General features: G+C 71.3%; 22 protein-coding genes and 1 riboswitch. Of the genes, 11 read left to right on the forward strand and 11 right to left on the reverse strand.

Annotated features, from left to right (window positions below):
• The first annotated feature begins 11 nt into the window (after positions 1-11).
• A complete protein-coding gene (locus BWI15_RS01845) occupies positions 12-1,238 on the forward strand; it encodes an MFS transporter (protein ID WP_237771083.1) in 1,227 nt (408 codons plus the stop codon).
• On the opposite strand, the gene BWI15_RS01850 is transcribed toward BWI15_RS01845, so the two are convergent.
• The 3 genes from BWI15_RS01850 to BWI15_RS01860 all read right to left on the reverse strand — a co-directional run bounded on the left by BWI15_RS01850 (position 1,210) and on the right by BWI15_RS01860 (position 5,448).
• Positions 1,210-2,247, reverse strand: a complete 1,038-nt coding sequence (locus BWI15_RS01850; RefSeq protein ID WP_077012503.1) for a zinc-dependent alcohol dehydrogenase family protein — start codon at positions 2,245-2,247, stop codon at positions 1,210-1,212. The genes BWI15_RS01845 and BWI15_RS01850 overlap by 29 nt on opposite strands.
• A gap of 80 nt (positions 2,248-2,327) precedes the next feature.
• Positions 2,328-2,618, reverse strand: a complete 291-nt coding sequence (locus BWI15_RS01855) for a hypothetical protein (RefSeq protein ID WP_077012504.1) — start codon at positions 2,616-2,618, stop codon at positions 2,328-2,330.
• A gap of 97 nt (positions 2,619-2,715) precedes the next feature.
• Entirely contained in the window at positions 2,716-5,448 is a 2,733-nt protein-coding gene (locus tag BWI15_RS01860; RefSeq protein WP_202817544.1) for an ATP-binding protein, read from the reverse strand.
• 246 nt (positions 5,449-5,694) lie between these two features.
• On the opposite strand from BWI15_RS01860, the gene BWI15_RS01865 reads away from it, so the two are divergent.
• Together BWI15_RS01865 and BWI15_RS39985 are read left to right on the forward strand one after the other, a co-directional pair.
• Positions 5,695-6,282 (forward strand): hypothetical protein, encoded by a 588-nt coding sequence (locus BWI15_RS01865; protein ID WP_077012505.1) that lies wholly within the window; start codon positions 5,695-5,697, stop codon positions 6,280-6,282.
• Entirely contained in the window at positions 6,216-7,076 is an 861-nt protein-coding gene (locus tag BWI15_RS39985) for a GNAT family N-acetyltransferase (protein ID WP_237771084.1), read from the forward strand. Before BWI15_RS01865 ends, BWI15_RS39985 begins: the two co-directional genes overlap by 67 nt.
• A 51-nt stretch (positions 7,077-7,127) precedes the next feature.
• On the opposite strand, the gene BWI15_RS01875 is transcribed toward BWI15_RS39985, so the two are convergent.
• The 5 genes from BWI15_RS01875 to BWI15_RS01895 form a co-directional block, all read right to left on the reverse strand.
• Positions 7,128-7,406, reverse strand: a complete 279-nt coding sequence (locus BWI15_RS01875) for a ubiquitin-like small modifier protein 1 (RefSeq protein WP_077012506.1) — start codon at positions 7,404-7,406, stop codon at positions 7,128-7,130.
• The gene (thrC, locus tag BWI15_RS01880) at positions 7,403-8,662 is read right to left on the reverse strand and encodes a threonine synthase (RefSeq protein WP_077012507.1); all 1,260 of its coding nucleotides are present in this window, start codon (positions 8,660-8,662) and stop codon (positions 7,403-7,405) included. The genes BWI15_RS01875 and thrC overlap by 4 nt, the downstream gene beginning before the upstream one ends.
• Before the next feature lie 11 nt (positions 8,663-8,673).
• Positions 8,674-8,813: riboswitch (SAM riboswitch) on the reverse strand.
• 111 nt (positions 8,814-8,924) lie between these two features.
• Positions 8,925-9,893: a helix-turn-helix domain-containing protein gene (locus tag BWI15_RS01885; protein ID WP_077012508.1), complete on the reverse strand. Its 969-nt coding sequence runs from the start codon at positions 9,891-9,893 to the stop codon at positions 8,925-8,927.
• Positions 9,894-10,081: 188 nt separating this feature from the next.
• Positions 10,082-11,329, reverse strand: a complete 1,248-nt coding sequence (locus BWI15_RS01890) for a cation:proton antiporter (protein ID WP_077012509.1) — start codon at positions 11,327-11,329, stop codon at positions 10,082-10,084.
• Positions 11,330-11,401: 72 nt separating this feature from the next.
• Complete coding sequence (locus tag BWI15_RS01895; protein ID WP_077012510.1) at positions 11,402-12,364, reverse strand: DNA-3-methyladenine glycosylase family protein; 963 nt, start codon at positions 12,362-12,364, stop codon at positions 11,402-11,404.
• Between the two features lie 49 nt (positions 12,365-12,413).
• Here BWI15_RS01895 and BWI15_RS01900 point away from each other — a divergent pair, with 49 nt between their 5' ends.
• The gene (locus BWI15_RS01900) at positions 12,414-12,863 is read left to right on the forward strand and encodes a hypothetical protein (protein WP_077012511.1); all 450 of its coding nucleotides are present in this window, start codon (positions 12,414-12,416) and stop codon (positions 12,861-12,863) included.
• Between the two features lie 60 nt (positions 12,864-12,923).
• Here BWI15_RS01900 and otsB read toward each other — a convergent pair whose 3' ends face one another.
• Genes otsB through BWI15_RS01915 form a run of 3 tightly spaced genes read right to left on the reverse strand, consistent with a single transcriptional unit; the run spans position 12,924 to position 14,695 of the window.
• The gene (gene otsB / locus BWI15_RS01905; protein WP_077012512.1) at positions 12,924-13,760 is read right to left on the reverse strand and encodes a trehalose-phosphatase; all 837 of its coding nucleotides are present in this window, start codon (positions 13,758-13,760) and stop codon (positions 12,924-12,926) included.
• The gene (locus BWI15_RS01910; protein WP_237771085.1) at positions 13,757-14,338 is read right to left on the reverse strand and encodes a LytR C-terminal domain-containing protein; all 582 of its coding nucleotides are present in this window, start codon (positions 14,336-14,338) and stop codon (positions 13,757-13,759) included. The genes otsB and BWI15_RS01910 overlap by 4 nt, the downstream gene beginning before the upstream one ends.
• A 51-nt stretch (positions 14,339-14,389) precedes the next feature.
• Positions 14,390-14,695 (reverse strand): DUF3263 domain-containing protein, encoded by a 306-nt coding sequence (locus BWI15_RS01915; RefSeq protein WP_077012514.1) that lies wholly within the window; start codon positions 14,693-14,695, stop codon positions 14,390-14,392.
• A gap of 179 nt (positions 14,696-14,874) precedes the next feature.
• Between BWI15_RS01915 and BWI15_RS01920 the strand changes: the two genes are divergently transcribed.
• The 7 genes from BWI15_RS01920 to BWI15_RS01950 all read left to right on the forward strand — a co-directional run bounded on the left by BWI15_RS01920 (position 14,875) and on the right by BWI15_RS01950 (position 23,246).
• The gene (locus tag BWI15_RS01920; RefSeq protein WP_077012515.1) at positions 14,875-16,308 is read left to right on the forward strand and encodes an amidase; all 1,434 of its coding nucleotides are present in this window, start codon (positions 14,875-14,877) and stop codon (positions 16,306-16,308) included.
• A gap of 17 nt (positions 16,309-16,325) precedes the next feature.
• Positions 16,326-17,297: a Gfo/Idh/MocA family protein gene (locus tag BWI15_RS01925; RefSeq protein WP_237771086.1), complete on the forward strand. Its 972-nt coding sequence runs from the start codon at positions 16,326-16,328 to the stop codon at positions 17,295-17,297.
• A gap of 6 nt (positions 17,298-17,303) precedes the next feature.
• On the forward strand, positions 17,304-18,701 hold the full coding sequence (locus tag BWI15_RS01930) for an alpha,alpha-trehalose-phosphate synthase (UDP-forming) (protein WP_077012517.1): 1,398 nt from the start codon (positions 17,304-17,306) through the stop codon (positions 18,699-18,701).
• Positions 18,688-20,325 carry an FGGY family carbohydrate kinase gene (locus BWI15_RS01935; RefSeq protein WP_237771087.1) on the forward strand — a complete coding sequence of 546 codons (1,638 nt, stop codon included), beginning with the start codon at positions 18,688-18,690 and terminating at the stop codon, positions 20,323-20,325. Before BWI15_RS01930 ends, BWI15_RS01935 begins: the two co-directional genes overlap by 14 nt.
• 145 nt (positions 20,326-20,470) lie before the next feature.
• A complete protein-coding gene (locus BWI15_RS01940) occupies positions 20,471-21,271 on the forward strand; it encodes a neocarzinostatin apoprotein domain-containing protein (RefSeq protein ID WP_083750514.1) in 801 nt (266 codons plus the stop codon).
• 58 nt (positions 21,272-21,329) lie between these two features.
• On the forward strand, positions 21,330-21,749 hold the full coding sequence (panD, locus tag BWI15_RS01945; RefSeq protein ID WP_077012519.1) for an aspartate 1-decarboxylase: 420 nt from the start codon (positions 21,330-21,332) through the stop codon (positions 21,747-21,749).
• Positions 21,750-21,767: 18 nt separating this feature from the next.
• Positions 21,768-23,246 carry an aminopeptidase P family protein gene (locus BWI15_RS01950; RefSeq protein ID WP_077012520.1) on the forward strand — a complete coding sequence of 493 codons (1,479 nt, stop codon included), beginning with the start codon at positions 21,768-21,770 and terminating at the stop codon, positions 23,244-23,246.
• Positions 23,247-23,264 lie beyond the last annotated feature (18 nt).

The following is a 23,264-nucleotide window of genomic DNA, read 5'->3' on the forward strand; positions in this document are numbered from 1 at the left end:
TGGAGTTGCTCGTGTTACGGCATCACGATTTCCGGCTGCTGCTCGCCGGACAGACCACCAGCCAGTTGGGCGCCCAGGTCAGCGGCGTCGCCATCCCGCTGCTGGCGGTTCTCACCCTCGACGCCTCACCCTTCGAGCTGGGCCTGCTCAGCGCGTCGAGCACCCTCGCCTTCGCCCTGATCGGCCTGCCCGCCGGCGCCTGGGTCGACCGCTGGCGGCGCCGTCCGGTGCTGGTCGCCTCGGACCTGATCCGATGCTTGCTCCTGGCAACCATCCCGGTCGCCGCCTGGGCCGGCGTACTCACCGTCGCGCAGCTGATCGTGGTCAGCCTGCTGACCGGTTTCGCGCGGGTGTTCTTCGACGTCGGCTACCAGAGCTACCTGCCGACAGTGGTCGGCAAGGACCAGGTGCTGGCCGGAAACTCCAGTCTGGAAGCGATCCGCGCGTCCGGCCAGGTGGTCGGACCGGGTCTCGGCGGCTGGCTCGTCGCGCTGATCGGCGCGGCGAACGTCGTACTGGTTCAGGCCGTGACGTTCGCCGTCTCGGCCGTCTGCCTGCTCGGCATCCGTACGCCGGAAGCCGCACCCCGGCGTACGAAGGACTCGATGCGGGTGCAGATCCGCGAAGGACTGTCGTTCGTCTGGCGGAGCCGCACGCTGGCCGCGCTGGTCCTGACCAGCGCGCTCGGCAACTTCGCCTTCGCCCTCGCCTCGGCCGTGACGATGATCTTCCTGATCCGCGACCTGGGCCTGACGCCCACGCTGGTCGGCCTGATCCTGGCCGGCGGCTCGCTGACCGTGGTGCTCGGCGCGGCGACGACTCCCCGGCTGGCCCGGCGGTTCGGGTCGGCGCGGATCATCTGGCTGGCGCCGCTCGTCGCCGGTCCGTTCGGTGCGCTGGCGCCGCTCACCAGCGCGGAGTGGCCGGTGTGGTTGGTCGCGCTGGTCATCGTGGTCGGCACCGGCGCCGGCGAGTTCGGGCAGATCGTCTACTCCATCACGTCGGTCAGCCTGCGGCAGCGGCTGTGCCCGGACCACCTGCTCGGCCGGGTGAACGCGACCACGCGGTTCGCGATCATGGCGTTGTTCCCGCTCGGCGGGCTGCTCGGCGGCGTCCTGGGTGAGTACGCCGGTCCGCGCGCGACCTTGACGATCGCGCTCGGGTTGCTGGCCGCGTCGCCGCTGCCGGCGTACTTGGCGCTGCGGGGCGTCAGGGACGTCGAGCAGGTGGCCGGATAATCGTCACCCCGGCCGGCGTACCGGTGGTCAGCTCGTCGAGAGCCGCCGGTACGTCGTCCAGGGTGATCGTGCGCGTGATCAGGTCCTGCGGCCGCAGTACGCCGGACGCGACCAGGTCGAGCATCTCGGGGTAGGTGTGCGCGGCCATGCCGTGGCTGCCGAGCCACTGGAGTTCCTGGCCGATCAGGCGGGACACGTCGAGCTGCACACCGGACGGCAGCAGCCCGACCTGCAGATGTCTCCCCCGCGGACGCAAGACGGCGAGTGCCTGCTGGACGATCGCGTTGGACCCCAACGCGTCCATCGTCACGCGGGCGCCGCCGCCGGTCAGGTCTCGAATCTCCTCGACCGCCGTCGCTCCAGCCTGAACAGTGTCCGCGGCACCGTACTTCCGGGCCAGTTCCAGCGCCGCCGGATTGGTGTCCACGGCAACGACCCGGGCACCGAGCGCGGCCGCGATCATCACCGCCGACAACCCCACGCCCCCGCACCCGAATACCACGACGTCCTCCCCGGCCCGCACCTTGCCCACCTGGTGCACCGCGCGGAACGAGGTCGCGAACCGGCACCCGAGCCCCGCCGCCGTGTCGAAACTCATCTCGTCCGGCAACCGCACCAGATTCACCGGCGCGAACGGCAGGGCGACGTACTCCGCGAACGATCCCCAGTAGTTGAACCCCGGCTGCAGCTGATTCGGGCAGACCTGATGGTTGCCCTCCCGGCACTGCTCGCACTCCCCACACGCGGCAATGAACGGCGTCGTCACCCGATCGCCGATCTCCCACCCGGTCACCCCGTCGCCGATCGCCGCGATCGTCCCCGCCAACTCGTGCCCCGGCACGTGCGGCAACACGATGTCCGAGTCGTGCCCCTGCCACCCGTGCCAGTCACTGCGACACAACCCGGTCGCCTCGACCTTCAGCACCACCCCACCGGCAGAAACCTCCGGCTCCGCGACGTTCTGCACCGCAGGCAGCACTCCGAACCGCTCGACCACAATCGCTCGCATGCCGCCCATCCTCAGCCACGCGGCCGGTCACCGCCAGCCGCCCTGGGCTCGTTGTCGGGCGGCCGGCAGGAGCTGAGCGGTCAGCCGACCGGCTGGCGCTGGTAGCTGCGGGCCACCTCGACGCCGAGGACCTGAGGGCTGCCGGCCGGTTCGGGGCCGAGGGCCTTGGCAAGGGCCGGGCCGAGGCGTTCGGTGAAGAACCTGTCCGCGTGAGCCTTCGACTCCCACAGGGTGATCACCCGCAGGCCTTCGGACGACGTACCGACGTAGCGGGCTTCCAGGCCGTCGGGTTCCGGGCCCAGGTGGTCCATCACCTGGTCGAACTGCTCGATCGATCCGAACGGCGGGGTGGCGACTGCGATCCACTGCATGGCTGTCTCCTTCGCTGGTGCGGCCGGTGTTGGCCGTACCAGCAACGCTAGGAAGGCGGGCCCGCCACGGAATCCGCCGAACGACTCATTTCCTTACTCAGGTGCGCGCGCTCCAGGCGGCGATCTGGCTGCGGGTGGTGAAGCCGAGCTTCGTGAGGATGTGCTGGACATGGTTCTGCGCGGTGCGCTCGGACAGCACCAGCCGCTCGGCGATCTGCCGGTTCGTCAGCCCCTCGGCCACCAGCGCGGCGACCTCCGCCTCGCGGGGGCTGAGACCTCCCGGCGCGTCACCGGCGACCAGCAACGCGGCGGTGCGATCGGCGTACTCGGTCATGCCGAGGGATCTGACGAGCCGGTCGGCGTCCTGCGCGACAGCCGATGCGCGGTGGCGGTCTCCCGGGCCGTTCCGCGTGCGCAGCGCGACCGCGAGGTGGTACTCGGCTTCGGCGACGAACCCGGGAGCACCGGCGCTCTCGGCCTGCCGAACGGCCACCGTCAAGTCGTCGACGGCCGGGTCGAGGCGTCCGAGCACGGCCGCGGCCCGTCCGAGGGCGAGCTCGACCGGCCCCATGTACGCCACCCCGTTGCCGACCGCGTGCTCGCCGCGGAACGGTTCGAGCCGCTCGACCAGTACGGCGAGGTCGTCGTGCCGCCCGAGCCCGGCACACGCCAGCGCGGCGTACACGTAGCCGGGCAGGACGAAAAACGCCGGCAGCGACCAGGTCTCGATCGGTCCGGCCCGCCGGTACGACGCCGCGGCCTCGTCCGGCAGACCCAGGCACAATTGCAAGTAGGCCCGGGACAGCTGGGCCATCGTGGCGAACCGCGGCGGCGGGTCGAACGCCTGCCGCGCGAAAGCCGCCGCGTCCTCGGACACCCCGACGTGACCCGCGAGGGCGGTCAGCAAGGCGAAGTACGCGCCCGACGCCGGCGCGGGCTCGACCACCCGCATCCGGTCGAATCCCCGGCGCGCGATCGCATGCGCGTCGGCGTACCGGCCGCGGGCCTGGGCCAGGCAGGCCGCGACGCGATCGTGGTGCCAGGCGCCGACCGGGCCACCGAGCCGTTCGACCGCGACCCGCAACGCGGGAAGCTCCTCGACGGCCGTCGCCAGCCGGCCGCTCTCGATCAGCGCGTCGAGTCGCCAGAGCCAACCCCACATCGCCGCCCGGGCACTGTCGGTCCGCCGGGCGAGCGACAGCATCTCGGCCGCCAGCTCCAGCCGTTCGGCGCGCCCGGCCGGACCTGGGCAGGCCTCTTGCCGGGCCCGCAGCGCGTCCGTCAGGGCGAGGTCGTCGTGCGAGGCACGCGCCAGGCCGAGCGCTTCGGCGCTGAGCACGTCGAGCCGCTCCTGCTCGCCGTCGTAGAAGGCCAAATGGCTGCGTTGGGCCAGGAGCCGGGCCCTGAGGGCGTCGTCCTGCGGGGTCGCGAGCGCTTCCTCGCACAGTCTCTTGGCCGTCGCGTTGATCGCCGGATCGGGAACGGCTTCCAGCACCAGCGCGGCCTCGGCCTGCTGCTCCGGGGCCTGCGCCGCCTCGGCCGCAGCGGCCGCCGCCGTCACGCACGCCTGCAGGTCGCCCGCCAGGTACGCCGCCCGCCCGAGCGCCGCCTGGATCGCGGATCTCTCCGCCGCCGGCAAAGGTGTCGTCGCCAACGCCTCCCGGTAGAGCCGAGCACCTTGCTCGTACGCGAGGCGCCGTACCGCGTCGTCCGCGGCCCGCACCAGCCACCGCCGCGCCGTTTCACCTTCGCCGTAGGCCGCCAACTCGGCGCGGTGCCGGGCGATGTCGGCGAGATGCTCGGACAGGTCGGCCGCGAACTCGGCCTCCAGCACCTCGGCCACGCGCCGGTGCAGGGCGCACAGGTCAGCGGTTGCGAGTGACGCCTCGACCGCATCGCGGGTGAGCGCGTGGACGAAGCGGTGCTCCCCGCCGGCGCCGACGCGATCCACGAGCCCCGACGCCACGGCTTCGTCGATCAGCGGCAGACACTGTTCGACCGGCCGGCCGAGCACGGCCGCCACAAGGCCGGCGCGGAAGTCGCGGCCGATGATCGCCGCTGCCTGCACCAGTCGGCGGCAGTCCGGGCTGGTCCGCTCCAGCCGCGCGCCGACGATGTCGAGCACGCTGCGCGGCGGCCGGTCCGGGCGCCACGAGCCGTCGGCCATCGCGCGGGCCACCTCGCGGACGAACAGCGGGTTCCCGCCGGTGATCTCGTGCACCCGTCGCGCCTGCTCGTCCGTTGCCGTTGGCAACTGCAGACGCACTTCTGTCGGATCCAAACCCCGCAGGACAAGGCGTTCCACCGACGGCGCGCGGAGCAACTCCGGCATCACCCGCGCCGTCACCGGCTCGAAGTCGCGCAGCGTCGCGAGCACGAGAACGCGCAGGGAGGTCACCTGGTCGGCGAGATGCCGCAGGACCAGGAGCGAGCCCTCGTCGGCCCGGTGCACATCATCGAGTACGACGACCAGTCCGTTCTCACCCGCTGCCCGCGCCACGGCCTGAACGACGTCCTCGAGCAGCTTGAACCGGTCCTCGGTCTCCGCAGCAGTCAACGCGTCGGCACCGACCGAACGAAGCACCTGCCGCCACGGCCAGTACGCCGGCGCACCTTGGGTCTCGACGCACCGCCCCCACGCCACCGTGGCTCCCGCCGCCAGCGCCACTCCCGCCACTTCCTGCGCCAGCCGGGTCTTTCCGATCCCGGCCTCACCACTGCACAGCACCAGCCGGCCGGCGCCGTCGCGCGCCTGGTCCACCCAGCCGCGGAGCAACCCGAGCTCATGCCTCCGCCCGACGATCCCGTCGCCCTGTACCGGCGTACTCACCCGACCAGCATCACCCACCACCGCCACTACGGGAAGCACCACTGAAGGTGACGGCTCTGGGAGACGACTGCCCAGCGGCCACCAAAACTACACTCAGCTGTTCGAGCGAGTTCGAGGAAGGAGTGCCGGGTCTTGCCTTCTGAACCGGTCACCACGAGAGAGGACGTGCTCGCTGCGGCGGTCAGGTCACTCGGTTTCCTCGAACAGTCCGGACGCGGACCCGCACAACGAACAGGCCACAGCAGCATGACGACGCTGGTCTATCCACTGGGCGAGACGTTCGCCGAACTGGAGCTCGACTGGAGGGAGCAAGCCGTTTTCGTCCTGGTCGGTCGGTGCCGAGACGGCAGGATTCCGGACGGCTACTACGTCGACTCCTACGGGACGGTCGTCCGGCATCATCTGGGGGCGGTGCTGGATCACGGCGATCCCGCCGACCAGGCCGTCTCCGCCCGACTCCGCGAAGTCGTCAAGCTCAGCGGGCCGGAGGCAATGATTCGGCAGATCGACGCGTTCAGCGACGCACTTCGGGCCGTCCACGCCCGGCTGCCGGCGCTCCTCACAACCTGCCGCCCCGACCGTGAGTCGCTCGACCAGCCGGCCGCAGGTGTACCTCCCCAGGCGTGCGCCGACTCGATCGACCCGCGCCGGCAGAAGTTGGTCGGTGGTGCACGTCGCCCCACGACGCGTGTTGCCTTGCCCAGGGACCGGTTCACACGCAGGCTGGTGCCTCCGTCGAAGTTCACAGACCGTCAAGGGGGCGCGCGGTGGCATACCGTGAGGTCGCGGGCGAAGGTCTCCGAACCTGGTGGGACGACCAGCCGGTCGTGCTGATCACCAATCACCGCGACAGCTTCGGCGTCGTGGAGCTGTCCTGGGCTACCGAGCCGGTGCGCGACGGCTGGGTGCCACGGCGGACGCGGGTCCGCTTCGACGGGGTCGCCGAGTACCGCTGGAGATACTGGGACGCCGAAGAGCGCGCCGCCGTACCGGAGGAGGGCGGCCTGCAACTGGGCGAGCTCGTGGATTCCGAACGGATGCGGACCCTGGCGGAGCAGGAATTTCGGGACGACCTACGGCATTTCCGCATCGCGTTCGACGAGCACGGGATCTACGACGTGATCTGCCTGAGCATCCACATCGAGTACGAACCAGGCCGTGAGGGCTGGGCTTCGCGTCGTACCGACGGAGTGGCGCTGTTCCGAGCGGCCGGACCTGCCGACTTCGAGGCGATCGGCAGGCTCTACCACCAGCTGCACCCGGACGAGCCGGTGCTGTCCGACCGCTCGGGCTTCGAGCGCATCCTCGCGTCCGAGCATTTCCGGCTCTGTGTGCTCGAGGTCGACGGGGAAGTGATCGGCACGACGTACCTGAACCTGGTCCCGAACCTCACCCGCGGCAGCAAACCGTACGCCGTGATCGAGAACGTGGTGGTCGACGAGAGCCGGCGCGGGACCGGGCTGGGCAAGCAGCTGATGGCCGGCACGTTGCAGGCCGCTTGGGACGCCGGCTGTTACAAGGCGATGCTGATGACCGGCTCGAAGCGCGAGTCGACGCACGCGTTCTACCGGGCCTGCGGGTTCTCCCCCGACGCGAAGCAGGCGTACGTCGCGCGGCCGCCGGCCTAGGAACGGCAACACCCCTCGGCCGAAGCCGAGGGGTGTCACCGAGAAGCTGGTTCAGCAGCCGCCCGCGACGGCGGGGATGATCGAGACCTGGCCGCCGTCCTTGATCGACGTCTGGAGGCCCTCGGCGAAGCGGACGTCGTCGTTGTCGACGTACACGTTGACGAAACGCCGCAGTTCGCCGGACTCGTCCAGGACCCGGCCCTTGATGCCGGGGTACGACGTGTCGAGCGACTCCAGCACCTCGATCAGCGTGCTGCCTTCGACGGAGACCTCGGAGGCACCCTGGGTGTAGGGGCGCAGGATGGTCGGGACGCGGACACTGACACTCACTGCAGACCTGCCTTCACGAAGGCGTCGTACGACGCGGGAATGGTCACCTTCGGGCCGACCCGGTCGGCCACCGCGTCGAGCGTCTTCAGCCCGTCGCCGGAGTTGATGATCACCGTCTCGGCCTCGGGGTCGAGCTGCCCGGTCGCGATCAGCTTCTTCAGCGTCGCGACGGTCACCCCGCCCGCGGTCTCGGCGAAGACGCCCTCGGTGCGGGCCAGCAGCTGGATGCCCTCGACGACCTCTTCGTCGCTGACGTCCTCGATCGCGCCACCGGTCCGCCGGGCGACGTCGAGCACGTACGGCCCGTCGGCCGGGTTGCCGATCGCCAGCGACTTCGCGATGGTGTCGGGCTTGACCGGCTTGACCACGTCGTGGCCGTCCCGGAACGCCTGCGCGACGGGTGAGCACCCGGTCGCCTGCGCGCCGTAGATCTTGTAGTCGGTGGCGTCGACCAGGCCGAGCTTGCCCAGCTCGGTGAAGCCCTTGTCGATCTTGGTCAGCTGCGAGCCGGACGCGACCGGGATCACGACCTGCTGCGGGATCCGCCAGCCGAGCTGCTCGGCGATCTCGAAGGCCAGCGTCTTGCTGCCCTCGGAGTAGTACGGCCGCACGTTCACGTTGACGAACGCCCAGCCCTCCTCCTCGCCGGCGATCTCCGAGGCCAGCTTGTTCACGTCGTCGTAGTTGCCGTCGACGGCGACCAGCGTGCCGCCGTACACGGCGGTGGTGATGATCTTGGGGCGCTCGAGGTCCTTCGGGATGAACACGACCGAGCGGATGCCGGCCCGGGCGGCGGCCGCGGCGACGGCGTTGGCCAGGTTGCCGGTCGACGGGCAGGCGAAGACCTTCAGGCCGAGCTCACGGGTGGCGCTCAGGGCGGAGGCCACGACGCGGTCCTTGAACGAGTGCGTCGGGTTGCCCGAGTCGTCCTTCACCCAGAGCTTGCGCAGCCCGAGCTCGCGGGCCAGGTTCTGCGCGTCGATCAGCCGGGTGTAGCCCGGCTCGGTGTTCGGGAAGCTGGCCACGTCGACGGGGACGGGCAGCAGCGGCTGGTAGCGCCAGATGTTCTTGGGGCCGGCCTCGATCTGTTCGCGGGTGATGGTCGGGTACTCGTACCCGACCTCCAGCGGACCGAAGCACTCCATACAGGCGTAGAACGGGCCGAGCGGCGACGTCGCCCCACACGCCCGGCAGCTCAGATGCGTACCGTTGCCGAAGGCACCTGCACGGATGGTGTGGGTGGCGGTCTGGCTCATGGAGAGGTTCCTCCTCATCTTCCCCGGCACCGGATCTCGGCGTGGGACGGATTTGGCACCGGTCCACCGCGAGCGCCCCAGGACGGGGCCTCCACGGGGAGGGTTGCCGGGACTTCAACGGGCCGTTTCCCTCAGTCCCTCTGGATGAGCAGGTTCGAGGTTACCCAATCGGGTCCATATTGTGTCTCGTCATCCCAGCATCCGAGACGTCGGATCTCAGTCCGGCGCGACCCTCCGGGCTCGAGTTGCGAGCCGGCGAACCTCAGTTCCCCCGGCGTTCCCGGAAGGTCCGCCGGTACGCCGACGGTGAGGTCTTCAGGCTCTTGGCGAAGTGGTGGCGAAACGTCACCGGGGTCGCGAACCCGGCCGCCACCGCGATCTGTTCGACCGGCGCGTCCCCGGTCTCCAGCATCGCCAGCGCGGCCTGGATCCGCTGGGCGATCAGCCACTTCGCGGGCGTCGTCCCGGTCGCCCGGGTGAAGTGCCGCAGATAGGTGCGCGGCGACAGCCCGGCCTCCCGCGCCAGATCCGGTACGCCGATCGGCTCGGCCAGGTGCTCCAGCGCCCAGCCGAGACTGCGCGCGACCGGCGCGTCGCCGTCGCTCGGCTTCGGCGGCATCGGCGCCTCGATGTACTGCGCCTGGCCGCCCGACCGGTACGGCTGGATCACCATCCTGCGGGCGACCGCGTTCGCGACGGCGGCGCCGAAGTCCTTGCGCACCAGGTGCATCGCCAGGTCCAGGCCGGCCGCGCAGCCGGCGCTGGTCAGGATGTCCCCCTCGTCGACGTAGAGCGGCTCGGGGTCGACGTCGATCGCCGGGTAGCGCTCGCGCAGCTGCTCGGCGTACCGCCAGTGGGTGGTCGCGCGGCGGCCGTCGAGCAGTCCGGCGGCGGCCAGCGCGAAGGCGCCGGAGCAGATCGACACGACCCGGGCGCCGCGGTCGTGCGCGTGCCGGAGGGCCTCGACGAGCTGCGGAGAGATCGGCGCGGTCGGGGCGACGACGCTCGGGACGACCACGGTGTCCGCGGCGGCGAAGTCGTCGAGGCCGTGCGGGGTGGTCATCGTCGCGCCGCCGAGGACGCGGATCGGGTCGGGGGTCTCGGTGCAGACCTTCAGGTCGTACCAGGGCTGGTCGATGTCGGGCCAGGCGAGGCCGAACACCTCGATCACGATCCCGGCCTCGAACGCGGTCATGCCGTCGTAGGCGAGCACGGAGACGGTGGGAGCCATGTCGAAATCTTAGCGGTCGGTGTCTTCTGTGCCACTTCTGCTGCGGGGATTGCGCCCGGAGGATGGAGGCATGTTCGAGAAGCTGAAGGAGTTCGCCGCCGGGATCCACGCCGCCGCGGCGGTCCGGCACGGGGTCGAGCCGCCGATCGGCGCCCGGCAACCGCGCCGTGCTCAGCCCGCGCGCGCAGTCAGCTCGCGCGCTCGCGGCGACGCTCCAGCATTCGCATCAACGGCGTCGCCGCGACGCCGTGCACCACAACGCTGAGCACGACCGTGAAGCCGACGGTCGCCCACAGCCAGGGCAGGTCGTCGGCGAAGTCGGCACCGGCGTACGCGAGGTAGTAGATCGAGCCCACGCCGCGGACGCCGAAGGCCGCCGTCACCCAGCGCTCCGAGCGACGCATCGGAGTGCGCTGCAGGCTCAGCCAGGCGGTCACCGGCCGGAGAACCAGGATCAGCGCGCCGCCGATCAGGATGCCGGTCAGGTCGAGCGGCTTGAGCAGACCGCCGGTGATCGCGACGCCGAGCAGCAGCAGGATCCCCCAGGTCAGGATGTGCTCGAGCTGCTCGAGGAAGCTGTGCAGTTCCTCGTGGTAGTCGTGGCCGCGTTCCGCCGCGCGCAGGGCCAGCGCGGCGACGAAGACAGCCAAGAAGCCGTAGCCGTGCAGCACCTCGGCCAGTCCGTACACGCCGAGCGTCATCGCCAGCGCGAGCACCGGCTCGCGTGAGTCGGCCAGCCGGAGACTGGGCAGCGGCGCCGAGAACGCCATCCGCCCGAGCAGCCAACCCGCTGCGGCGCCGATGACGACGCCGATCACCGTCTTGCCGATCAGGTCCCAGAGCACCCACTCCAGCGCCCAGTCACCCATCGCGCCCTTGGTCGCGGCGAACACCGCCAGGTAGACCAGCGGAAACGCCAGCCCGTCGTTCAGCCCCGCCTCGGAGGTCAGCGCGAACCGGACCTCGTCGTCCTCCTCCGGCTCGGCGCCCTCACCGGTCGTCGGACCTTGCACCTGTACGTCGGACGCGAGCACCGGGTCGGTCGGCGCGAGCACCGCGGCGACCAGCAGAGCCACCGCCGGAGCCAGCCCCAGCAACCAGCCGAGTCCCGCGACCGCGGCCACACACGCCGGCATCGCGACGAACAGCAGCCGCCACGTCACCTTCCACCGATGCCAGCCGATCGGCCGGTCGATCGCCAGCCCGACACCCATCAGCGCGACCAGGATCGTCAGCTCGGCCAGGTGCTCGGTCAGCTTCGGCTCGGCGATCGGGTTCAGCTTGCTCCGATCCACCACGAACCCGAGCAGCAAACCAGCGCCGAGAAACGCGATCGGCGCCGACACGGCGTACTTCTTGAGCAGCCGGGGCAGCACGGCCCCCAGCAACAGGGCGAGCCCCGCGACCAGGTAGAGCCCGTCCCCATCGATCCGCATGATGGGAACCCAGTGCCCACCCCACGGCGTGAAATCCCTCCCACACCGCGTGACCCCGGGCACGTACTGGGGTCAGCGCAGGCGGTGGGTCGCGCCGGGAGTGTGCGTGGGGAGGGACTTGCGCGGGCCGTAGCGGGGGTGGCCGGGGCCGGCCAGCTCGAGCAGGCGCTGAACGCGGAAGCGGTGGCCTCGGTACGGCTCGATCAGTTCGGCGGTGCCTTCGTCGTCGAGCTCCTCGCCGGTCAGCGCGTACGAGACGTTGCGGGAGACGTGGTAGTCGGCGAAGGAGAACGCGTCGGCGTCGCCGTGGGCCCGTTGGCGGACCTCGGCGGCGGTCCAGACCCCGACGCCGGGCAGCGAGCGCAGGCGTCGTTCGATCTCGGCGGAGTCGGTCAGCTCGAGGGTGCGTTCGAGGGCCTTCGCGCGGGTGGCGGCGGTGACGACGACGCGCGAGCGACGGCCTTCGACGCCGGCGCGCAACCACTGCCAGGACGGGATCAGCCGCCACTGCTCCGGCGTCGGCGGGACCATCATCACCCGGCCGTCGGGCGGAGCCGGGCCGGGTGCCGGTTCGCCGTACTCGCGCAGCAGCAGGCGCCAGGCGCGGAACGCCTCCTTGCCGGTGACGACCTGCTCGATGCCGGCCGCGGCCATCGCCTCGAAGACCGCCCGGGTCCGCGGCACCCGGAAGTGCGGGAACCGCCGCGCCGCGTCGACCAGTGGGCGATGCTCCGGCAGCGGCTCGAAACCGTCCCAGGAGTCAGCCTCCCCGAGCAGCTCCGGCACGCCGTCCAGCGCCCACGAGGCCCCCGGACCCCACGCCTCGGCCTCCACCTCCGCCACCGCCGCGTACGGCGTCAACCGCAGCAGCACCGGCCCATCCGGAGTCCGCGTGGCGCGCCACACCGTCCGCCGCCCGGGGTCCAGTACGTACGCCGGATCGCCCGGCCCCTTCCGCAGCCCACCGATCAGCAGGTGCGGATCCACCGGACGCCCGGGCCGCCAGCGTCGTACCACCGAACTCACGGCACCCATCCTGACGCATCCCGCCGACAGAACCGCGGGCGCTGGGCGATACTGGGCCATGACCGGCGCGCAGAAACTCAAGCTGGTGGTGAACTTCGTCAACCTGTCCACCCTGGCCGGGTTCGCGGCCGGCCTGATCGGGCGGGCGCGGTTCAGCCGCGGCCCGCGCGGCCTGTTCCTGGCGACGGGCTACCGGCTCGGCTTCCCCGCCGCCGGCGCGTTCACGATCGGCAACGTCGTACTCACCCGCAGGGACCGCGCCTACCTCGACGCCCGCCCGCTGCTGGTCGAGCACGAGGAACGCCACTCCTGGCAGTACTTCTGGCTGATCGGCCTGCCGCTGCTGCCCCTGTACGTCGTGGGCGCGGCCTGGTCCTGGATCCGCACCGGCTGTCCCGCCTCGCGCAACCCGTTCGAGCGCCTGGCCGGGCTCGCCGACGGCAACTACGTCGAGCGGCCGGTCCAGCCGTTCGGCCGGACCCTCCAGCAGACCTTTCGCCGCCGCTGACCGGAGCAGCTCGAGCTACGACGCGACACCCGACGTGCGGGACGTCGCCGAACGGACGCGCTACGCCCGGGCGGCGATCGCGTCCGCGAGCGCGGTCAGCACCGTGACGACTCCGATCGGATCGTCCACGACGATGTCCGCCGCGTCCACCAGCTCGGTGGCACCAGAGGACCGGGCAGCCACCAGGACCGCACGCAACCCCTCGGCGCGCAGGGCGTCGAGGGCGCCGAAGGCGGCGAGGTCGCCCAGGTCGTCTCCGGCGTACAGCACCGCACGGGCGCCGGTCGTCTCGACCAACCGTCGCATCGCGACACCCTTGTCGATGCCGGGCGGACGCAGTTCGAGCACCAGGTTGCCCGGCTCCAGCCGCAGCTCAACGGACTCGGCCAGCTGGGTCAGTGGAGCGCGCAGAGCCTCCAGCGCGCCCGCCGGGTCGGCCAGCCGCCGGGTGTGAACGGCCAGCGAGCTCTCCTTGTCCTCGACGAACGCGTCGGGAACCCCGGCTGCCTGCAGCACGGACGGCAACTGCTCGCGCGCCGCGGCGACTCCGCTCGGCACCGGATCGCTGGTGACAGCGCCAGTGGCCGCCTCCCACCGCTCCAGCCCGTAGTGCCCCAGTACGACAAGTTGCCCGAGCCCCGGGTGACCGGTGACGCCGGACAGCTCGGTCGCGACCAGTGCCGGGCGGCCGGTGACGATGGCGACCTGGTCGACCGAGCGAGCCAGCCGGGCCAGCGCGTCCAGCGCGCCGTCGGCGGGGCGCGACATCGCCGGGTCCTCGACCAGCGGCGAGAGCACCCCGTCGAAGTCCGACGCGATCACCGCGCGGGCCGGATCGGCGACGATCGCCTCCCAGCCCTCCCGCCCCGCGGCGGTCTCGAGAACAGGCGTGCTCATCCGGGGTATTCCGAGGTGAGGATGACGGTGAGCCGGTCCTTCTTCATGTTGTCCAGCGCGCCCTTGATCCGCGGGATGCCCAGGTCCTGGGCGAGCTGGGCGGCCTCGGCCTGCATCCCGGCCGGGTAGTAGACGGTGCTGGTGACGATCTTGCCGCGCCAGTTGTCCGCGCCGGTCACGCTCCAGCCGGCCTGCTCGGCGCGGCTGCCGACGGCCTGAGCCAGTCCCTTGCGGGTGGTGTTGTTGTAGATCTCCACCGCGGGCCGCTCGGACGGCGGCACGTTCACGGTCGGCTTCGGTACGCCGGTGGGCTCAGTGGTCGGCCCCGTGGTCGGCTCGGTCGTCGGCTCCGTGCTCGCCGACGTCGGCGGCGCCACCGGAGTCGTCGCCTCGGGCGTCGGCTGCGCGGTCGGCTCGGAGCTGGGCGTAGCACTCGGCGTCGCGCGGACGGTCGGCGTCGCACTGGGCGTCGTACTCGGCGTCTGCGCGACCGGCTTGCCCTCGTCGGCGACGCTGTCGTTGCCGCGGGTGCCGAACAGCACCAGCAGGCCACCGACGATCGCCACGACGGCCAGCACGGCCACGAGGGAGGACAGAACCTGTCCCCGTTCGTCCCTGCGGTTCAAGGCCTAGACCTCGATCCCCAAGCGACGGGCGGAGCGGGCGCGTTGACGCGCGGCGCGCAACCGGCGCAGCCGCTTGACCAGCAGCGGGTCGTGGGCGAGGGCCTCCGGCCGGTCGATCAGCGCGTTGAGGACCTGGTAGTAGCGGGTGGCCGACATCTGGAACTGGTCACGGATCGCCTGTTCCTTGGCGCCGGCGTACTTCCACCAGTGCCGTTCGAAGCCGAGGATCGCGCCGTCCCGCTCGGAGAGCCCGGCGACGGCCGGCGGCGCCGCTTCGGGGCCGGAAGAGCTCGCGTTCGCGCTGTCCATCTGCTGGTGACTCCCGTGCGGTCGGTGATCGTCCGTCCGCGCTCCACTCTACGGGCTGAACAACAGCGATGTCATTCACCCGGCAGCGAACCGGCCGTGTCGTTTGCGGTCCTTTCCGGACCTTTCCGAAGGCTCGCGCGCCGCCGCCGCGCAGGCCCGACTCTGGCAGGATCGTGGAGGTGAGCTCACCTCGACAGGGCTCCGGTGCGCTCTTGCCGGACCCGCGACCCGCCATCGTTTCGGTCGAAGAGCTGCAGGCCAGGATCCGTGAGGTCGATCCACTCGTGGGTGCCGTCTGTACGCCGAATCCCGCCGCGCTGTCCGACGCTGCCCGGCTGGACACGGAGCGTGAGGACGGGCGCACACGCGGTCCGCTGCACGGCGTACCGGTGCTGGTGAAGGACAACATCGACACCGCCGACCTGGCCACCACCGCCGGGTCGCTGGCGCTCGCCGACCAGCCGCCTCCGCCGAACGACGCCGTCCTGGTCCGTCGGCTGCGTGAGGCCGGCTGCGTGATCCTGGGCAAGACCAACCTGAGCGAGTGGGCCAACTTCCGCGGCTACGCCTCGTCGTCCGGCTGGAGCGCGTACGGCGGACTGACGCGCAACCCGTACGCCCTGAACCGGTCCGCCGGTGGTTCGTCGAGCGGTTCGGGCGCGGCGGTCGCGGCGGGGCTGGCCGACCTCGCGATCGGCACCGAGACCAACGGCTCGATCGTCTGCCCGGCCTCGCTCAACGGCATCGTCGGGCTGAAGCCCACCGTCGGCCTGGTCCCGCAGCAGGGCATCGTGCCGATCTCCCACTCCCAGGACACCGCCGGACCGATGACCCGGACGGTCGCCCAGTCCGCCGCGCTGCTGACCGTGCTCACCGGTGGCGGCACCGACTACCTGGAGGCCTGCCGCGGCACGGACCTCAGCGACGTCCGGATCGGCGTACCGCGGGGGCCGCTGTGGGGCTACTCACCCGGGCTCGACCAGGCCACCGAGACGGCGCTGGAGGTCCTCAGCCGCTGCGGCGCGACCCTGGTCGACCACCTGTCGCTGCCGACGCCTACCGACGACGAGCAGCTGCAGGTGCCGCTGCACGAGTTGAAGGTCGGCCTGGCCAAGTACCTGGAGACCCGCAAGGAAGGGGCCCCGCGGACACTGGCCGACCTGATCGCGTTCAACCGGACGCACCCGGCCGAGGAACTGACCTGGTTCGGCCAGGAGCTGTTCGAGCGGGCTGAGGCGACCGACGGGCTGGACTCGCCGATCTACCTGGCCGCCCGCCTGTCCGCACTGCGGACCGGCCGTGACGGGATCGACACGGTACTGCGGGACAATCAGCTCGACGCCCTGGTCAGCCCGTCGTACTCGCCGGCCTGGACGATCGACCTGGTCAACGGCGACCACGTGCTCGGCAGCTCGTCCTCGCACGCCGCGCTGGCGGGCTATCCGCTGCTCTCGGTGCCGTCGGGAACCGTCGCCGGTCTGCCGGTCGGCATCGTGTTCGGCGGCACCGCCGGAAGTGACGCCACCCTCATTCGCTTGGCCCACGCCTTCGAGACCGCGAGAATCGAGGCCGACGGCCCGTTCCCGACCCCGGAGTTCAGACAGTGGGTATAGACCAGGTCCGTTGGGGTGTGGTTGCTACTGGCAACATCTCGACGCAGTTCACCAGAGACCTCGCCGAGCTGGACGACGCGGTCGCGACCGCCGTCGCGTCCCGATCGCTGGACAGCGCGCACAAGTTCGCCGACACCTTCGGCATCGAGCACCGCTACGACGACTACCGGCAACTGATCGAGTCGGGCACCGTCGACGTGCTCTACATCGGCACGCCGCACCCCCAGCACTACGGGATCGCCCGGGCCGCGCTGCAGGCCGGCGTCGCCGTCCTGTGCGAGAAGCCGGTCACGCTGACCGCCCGGCAGGCCCGGGACCTGGTCGCCGTCGCCCGCGAGCACAACACGTTGTTCGCCGAGGCGATGTGGATGCGGACCAACCCGGTCGTGCAGGCGATGTTCGCCGACCTGGCCAAGGGCGTGATCGGCGAGCCGATGGAGGCGCTGGCCGACTTCGGCTTCCACAAGCCGCAACTGCCCGCGCGCCTGCTCGATCCCGCGCTCGGCGGCGGCGCGCTGATGGACGGCGGCATCTACCCGATGACGTTCGTGCACATGGCGCTCGGCCGGCCCGACGAGGTCAAGGCGGTCGGCGCGCTGACCGACGACGGCGTCGACCTGAACGTCGCGATGGCCTGGCGCTACGACTCCGGCGCCGTCGCCGCCCTGACCTGCGGTCTGCGGTCGCAGAATCCGTGGACCGCCTCGGTGAGCGGACCCGAGGGCAGTTTGTTGCTGCCGAACCGCTTTCACCACCCCGAGTACTACGTGCGCAGTACGGCGGCCGGCCAGGAGCGGGTCGACGTCGCGGTGCATGGACTTGGGTACCACTATGAAGCAGCCGAGGTGATGCGCGCCTTGCGAGCCGGGCAGATCGAGTGCCCGGCCCTTCCGCATGCCGCGACGATCGAGATCCTCGAACTGCTCGACGAGACGCGCAGACAGATCGGGGTCTCCTACCCCGGCGACGACGAATACCTGGGTGGATAACAGCAGATGCCGAGCGGACGCAGTTCCTTCGTGGTGGTGGCCAACCGGCTGCCGGTCGACCGGGTCGAGATGCCCGACGGCAGTACGACGTGGCGGCGCAGCCCGGGGGGTCTGGTCACCGCCCTGGCACCGGTGATGCAGCGCCACCGCGGCGCCTGGATCGGCTGGACCGGCGGCAAGGACGAGAAGGTCGACCCGTTCGACTCCGACGGCATGCACCTGGTCCCGGTCACGCTGTCGGGCGAGGACGTCGAGCTGTACTACGAGGGCTTCTCGAACGCGACGCTGTGGCCGCTCTACCACGACGTGATCGTGCCGCCGGAGTTCCACCGGGAGTGGTGGGAGGCCTACGTCGCGGTGAACCGGCGGTTCGCCGAGGCGGCCGCGGACGCCGCCGACGACAACGCGGTGGTCTGGGTGCACGACTACCAGCTCCAGCTGGTCCCGGCGATGCTGCGCCGGCTGCGGCCCGACGTACGGATCGGGTTCTTCCTGCACATCCCGTTCCCGCCGACCGAGCTGTTCGCGCAGATGCCGTGGCGGCGGCAGATCCTGGACGGCCTGATGGGCGCCGACCTGGTCGGCTTCCAGCGGCCGGGCGCCGCGTCGAACTTCGCCCGGCTGGCCCGCAACCGGATGGGCCTGCGCACCCGCGGCGACCGGATCCACCTGCCCGACGACCGGATCGTGCGGGCCAAGGCGTTCCCGATCTCGATCGACGTCGGCGAGCTGGAGCAGATCGCCCGCCAGCCGGAGACCGAGGCCCGGGCCCGGGAGATGCGCGCCGAGGTCGGCAACCCCGCGCACATCCTGCTCGGCGTGGACCGGCTGGACTACACCAAGGGCATCAGGCAACGACTGCGTGCTTTCGGTGAGCTGCTGGACGAGAAGCGCGTCTCGGTCGACGACGCGGTCTTCATCCAGGTGGCGACGCCGTCGCGCGAGCGGGTCGAGCAGTACCGCGTGCTGCGCGACGAGATCGAGCTGCTGGTCGGGCGGATCAACGGCGAGCACGGCCGGATCGGGACGCCGGCGATCAACTACCTGCACACGTCGTACTCGCGCACCGAGATGGCCGCGCTGTTCCGGGCCGCCGACGTCGCCGTGGTGACCCCGCTGCGCGACGGCATGAACCTGGTCGCCAAGGAGTACGTCGCCTGCCGGTACGACGACACCGGCGCGCTGGTGCTGAGCGAGTTCGCCGGAGCGGCCGACGAGTTCCGGCAGGCGTTCCTGGTCAACCCGCACGACATCAACGGCATGAAGGACACCATCGTCGACGCGATGAACACCGACGACCGCCAGCTCGGCCGCCGGATGAAGGCGATGCGCAAGCACCTGGCCGCCCACGACGTGAACGTCTGGGCCGCCTCGTTCCTCGAGGCACTGCATGCCGCCGACTGACGGCCGGGACGACGCCGCGCCTGCCGGCGGACCCGAGGCCCCTGCCCCGGTCGGTGGACCCGAGGCTCCTGCCCCGGTCGGAGGCCCGAAGGCCCCTGCCCCGGTGGGCGGGCCGGAGGCTCCTGCCCCGGTAGGCGGGCCGGAGGCTCCTGCTCCGGTCGGCGGACCGGGCCGCGCCACGCCTGCCGGTGGACCGGGCGGCGACCGGATCCTCGCGCTCGACCTCGGCACCTCCTCGGCGCGCGCGCTCGTGCTGTCGGCCGACGACGCGTCGCCGGTGCCGGGTGCGCTGGCGCGGCACAAGATCACCCCGACGTACGGGGTGGGCGGCTCGGCGACGATCGACCTGCACGAGTACGTCGAGGGGCTGCTCGGCTGCCTCGACGAGCTCCAGCAGAACGGCCACCTCGACGGCATCACCGCGATCGTCCTGTCGTCGCAGTGGCACTCGGTCGTCGCGCTCGACAACCACGGCGCCGCGCTGACCCCGCTGATCACCTGGGCCGACACCCGCTCGGTCGCGCCGCGGCTCGACCCGTCGTTCGACGAACACGCCTTCCACGCGCGCACCGGCGCCTGGCTGCACCGGCTGTACTGGCCGCGCCGCATTCCATGGTTGCTGTCCGAGGTGTCGGCGGCCTCCTTCGCCGGCCTTCCCGACCTCGTGCTCGAACGCCTCACCGGCGAGCGGGTCACGTCGGTGTCCATTGCCTCCGGCACCGGATCGCTCGACCTCGCCAAGGGCGAGTACGACGCCGAGGCGCTCGACATCGCCGGGGTCACGGCCGCGCAGCTGCCGCCGATCGTGCCGACCGGCTGGACCGGCGTCCTGGCGTCGACGTACGCGCGACGCTGGCCCGGCCTGGCCGGCGTACCGGTGCATCCTCCGACCGGCGACGGCGCCGCCTCCAACGTCGGCACCGGCGGCTACGACGAGTCGACCGCCGCGGTCACGGTCGGTACGTCGGCCGCCGTCCGTGTCGTGCACCCCATCGACCAGGCCCCCGAGCTGCCCTGGGAACTGTGGCGCTACCGCGTCGACGACCAGCGCGCGGTCACCGGGATGGCCTTCTCCGCCGCGGGCAACCTGCACGCCTGGCTGACCAACGTCCTGCAACTCGACGAGGCCCACCAGGAACCGACCGACGTCGAGATCGGCTCGTCGCGCGTGATCGCGATCCCGTTCCAGGCCGGCACCCGCCCGCCCGAAACGGTCCCCGGCGGCTCCGGCGTGTACTTCGGCCTGTCCTTCGACGACGACGCCGCCGACCTGCTCGCCGCGTCGCTCCAGGGCGCGTCCCTGGAGATCGACCGCGGCCTGCGCATGCTCGACTCGCTGTTCGGCCGCCGCCTCGAGGTCGTCCTCGGCGGCGGCGGCATCGACGCCTCCGCCTGGTGGCGCCGCTGCCTCACCGCGACGTTCGCCCGCCCCACCGACGTCTGCGCCGAAGCCGAAGTAGGCGCCCGAGGCGCCGCCGCCGTAGCCCTCGGCCTGTCCCCCGCACCGGGCGGCGAACACCTCGACCCCGCCCCGGAGGAGGTCGAGCGCGTCAACACCCTCCGCCCCCGCTACACCGCCCTGCGCGACCTCGCGGTCCAGGCCACGCGGGCACTGAACCCGTAGAGCCGCTCTTCACGTCCGAGAACGCGACCACGCGGTGGCTGAAGTCGGCGGTCGACTGCTCTGCGCCCTTCCGCCGGCGCGGGTTCGAGCGTAGGAAGGTGACAGGCCAGGGGGGCCTGATCACTTTCCGTGGGGGGAACCACAGATGCGACTACTTGCTGCCGTCTCAGCGGCGACCGTGCTGCTCGGCTCGATGACTGTTCCGGCTGTTGCCGCGGCGCCGGCGCCCGTGCTTCAGGTCAGCCGGACGACCGGGCTCGCCGGCGGGGACGAGGTGCGGGTGAGCGGACGCGGGTTCGCCCCCGGCTCCGAGGTGCGGATCGTCCAGTGCGACGTGTTCGTGGACTGGATCGACGGCGACTGCCCGGACCGCACGGTGACGACGGCCGGATCCACCGGCCGGATCGCGACCCGGGTGGCGCTGGGCGATCCCGTCTTCCGGCGGATGGAGTTCGGCGAACCCACCACCGTCTACTGCCGGGCGGACGTGTGCCGCCTGTTCGCCGTCGGCGACGCCCCGGATGGCACCCGGCTCGTCCTCGACTCCGGCGCCCTGCGCTTCCGTGGCTCACCGGCCACGATCGCCGCGACCCCGTCCACGGATCTGGCCGCTGAGCAGTGGGTCACGGTGCACGGTACGGCGTACGGGGCGGAGGGCCGGCAGGTGCGGATCGTTCAGCACGCCTGCTTCGAGATCATTCAGGAGACCGGTTGTTACGGCGAGCGGCCCACCGTGACCACCTGGGTCCGTGCCGACGGCAGCTACGCGACGCCGTACCGGGTGAACCGCTGGCTGGCCGACGGCACGGACTGTGTCGAGCCAGGCTTCCTGGGCAGCTGTGTCCTGTCGGTCACCGTCCTGGACCGCGACGGCGAACCCGACGACAGCTTCGGGTACTCGGCCAACGGCGACATGATGACGCCGATCGCCTTCGCCGGGCCGTGACAGCGGTGAGTGACGGCTGCCACTGACACCCCGTCGGCCGCCCTGGATGATGGCCCGCATGCTGCGCGAGATGATGAAGTCGAAGGTGCACCGGGCCACCGTCACCCAGGCGGACCTGGACTACGTCGGGTCCTGCACGCTGGACGCCGAGCTGATGGCGGCGGCGGACCTGCTGCCCGGGGAGAAGGTCGACATCGTCGACATCACCAACGGGAACCGGCTGTCGACGTACCTGATCGCAGGGCCGCGCCGGTCCGGGGTGGTCGGGATCAACGGCGCGGCCGCGCACCTGATCCATCCCGGCGACCTGGTCATCCTGATCGCGTACGGGCAGTTCGAGGACGAGGAGGCGAAGGCCTTCTCGCCGCGCGTAGTCTTCGTGGACGGGCAGAACGCGATCACCCGCATCGGTTCCGACCCCGCCGAGGCGCTGCCGGACAGCGGCACGCTCCGCGGTGACCAACTGCACACCCAGTGAGACGAGGACTGGTCGACGATGACCCAGAGCACCGAGCAGGCTCCCGCCGAACCCTCCGGCCCGGCGATCGACCCGGCCGCCGAGCAGGTCACCGAGGCGGCGCCGAAGACGGCCAAGCATGACAGCGAGCCGAAGGACAAGCTGCGCGCGTTCATGAACTCCGGCTGGGGTGACATCGAGCGCACCGACGCGAGCCTGCGTGACGTCGCGGCCTGGACCGAGAAGCGCCGCGCGGCCCTGTCGCAGGCGTTCCCGGGCGAGCGGCTGGTGATCCCGGCCGGCACCTACAAGGTCCGCTCGAACGACACCGACTACGTCTTCCGCCCGCACACCGACTACGTCTGGCTGGCCGGCGACCAGACCTCCGACGCCGTCCTGGTGCTGGAGCCGAACGGCAGCGGCCACGACTCGGTGCTGTACTTCCGCCCGCGCTCGGAGCGCAGCCAGGGCGAGGAGTTCTGGCGCGACCGCATGTACGGCGAACTGTGGGCCGGCCGCCGTCCGTCGCTGACCGAGACGGCCAAGGAGTTCGGCCTGGAGACGCGGCATGTCGACCAGCTCGCGAACGCGCTGAAGGGCGACGTACCGACCCGGGTGCGGCGCGGCGAGGACAGCTCGCTGACCGCCCAGCTGAGCGGCTTGAAGGTCGACGCCGACCGCGACCATGAGCTGGCCGCGACGCTGTCCGAGCTGCGGCTGGTCAAGGACGCGTTCGAGATCGAGCAGCTGCGCGAGGCCTGCGCGATCACGCATCGCGGCTTTTCCGACGTGCTGGCCGAGATGGAGCAGGTCCGCAAGTACGGCGAACGCTGGATCGAGGGCACCTTCTGGCGCCGCGCCCGCGCGGAGGGCAACGACGTCGGCTACACCTCGATCGCCGCCGCGGGGTCGCACGCGACCACCCTGCACTGGATCGAGAACGACGGCCCGGTCACCGACGGCACGCTGATGCTGCTCGACATGGGCGTGGAGAACCGCAACCTCTACACCGCCGACATCACCCGCACGCTGCCGGTGAACGGCGAGTTCACCCCGCGCCAGCGTGAGCTCTACCAGCTCGTGCTCGACGCGCAGAACGCCGGCATCGCGGCGCTGCGGCCCGGCGTACCGTTCGCGTCCGGCCACCAGGCCGCGATGGAGGTCATCGTGAACGGCCTGGACGCGATGGCGCTGCTTCCGGTGAGCGTCGACGAAGCCCTCGAGACCGTGATCTACCAGCGCTACACGCTGCACGGAGTCAGCCACATGCTCGGCATCGACGTGCACGACTGCGCCGCCGCCCGCAACGAGCAGTACCGCGGCGACCTGCAGGCCGGCTACGTGCTGACCGTCGAGCCCGGCCTGTACTTCCAGGCCGAGGACCTGACCGTGCCGGAGGACCTGCGCGGGATCGGGATCCGGATCGAGGACGACATCCTGATCACCGACGACGGCACCGAGAACCTGTCGGCCGCGATGCCGCGGGAGATCGACGCGATCCAGAACTGGATGAGCTGAACCTGCAGCACTCACCAA

It is taken from the genome of Kribbella sp. ALI-6-A (assembly GCF_001984195.1).
GTDB lineage: Bacteria > Actinomycetota > Actinomycetes > Propionibacteriales > Kribbellaceae > Kribbella.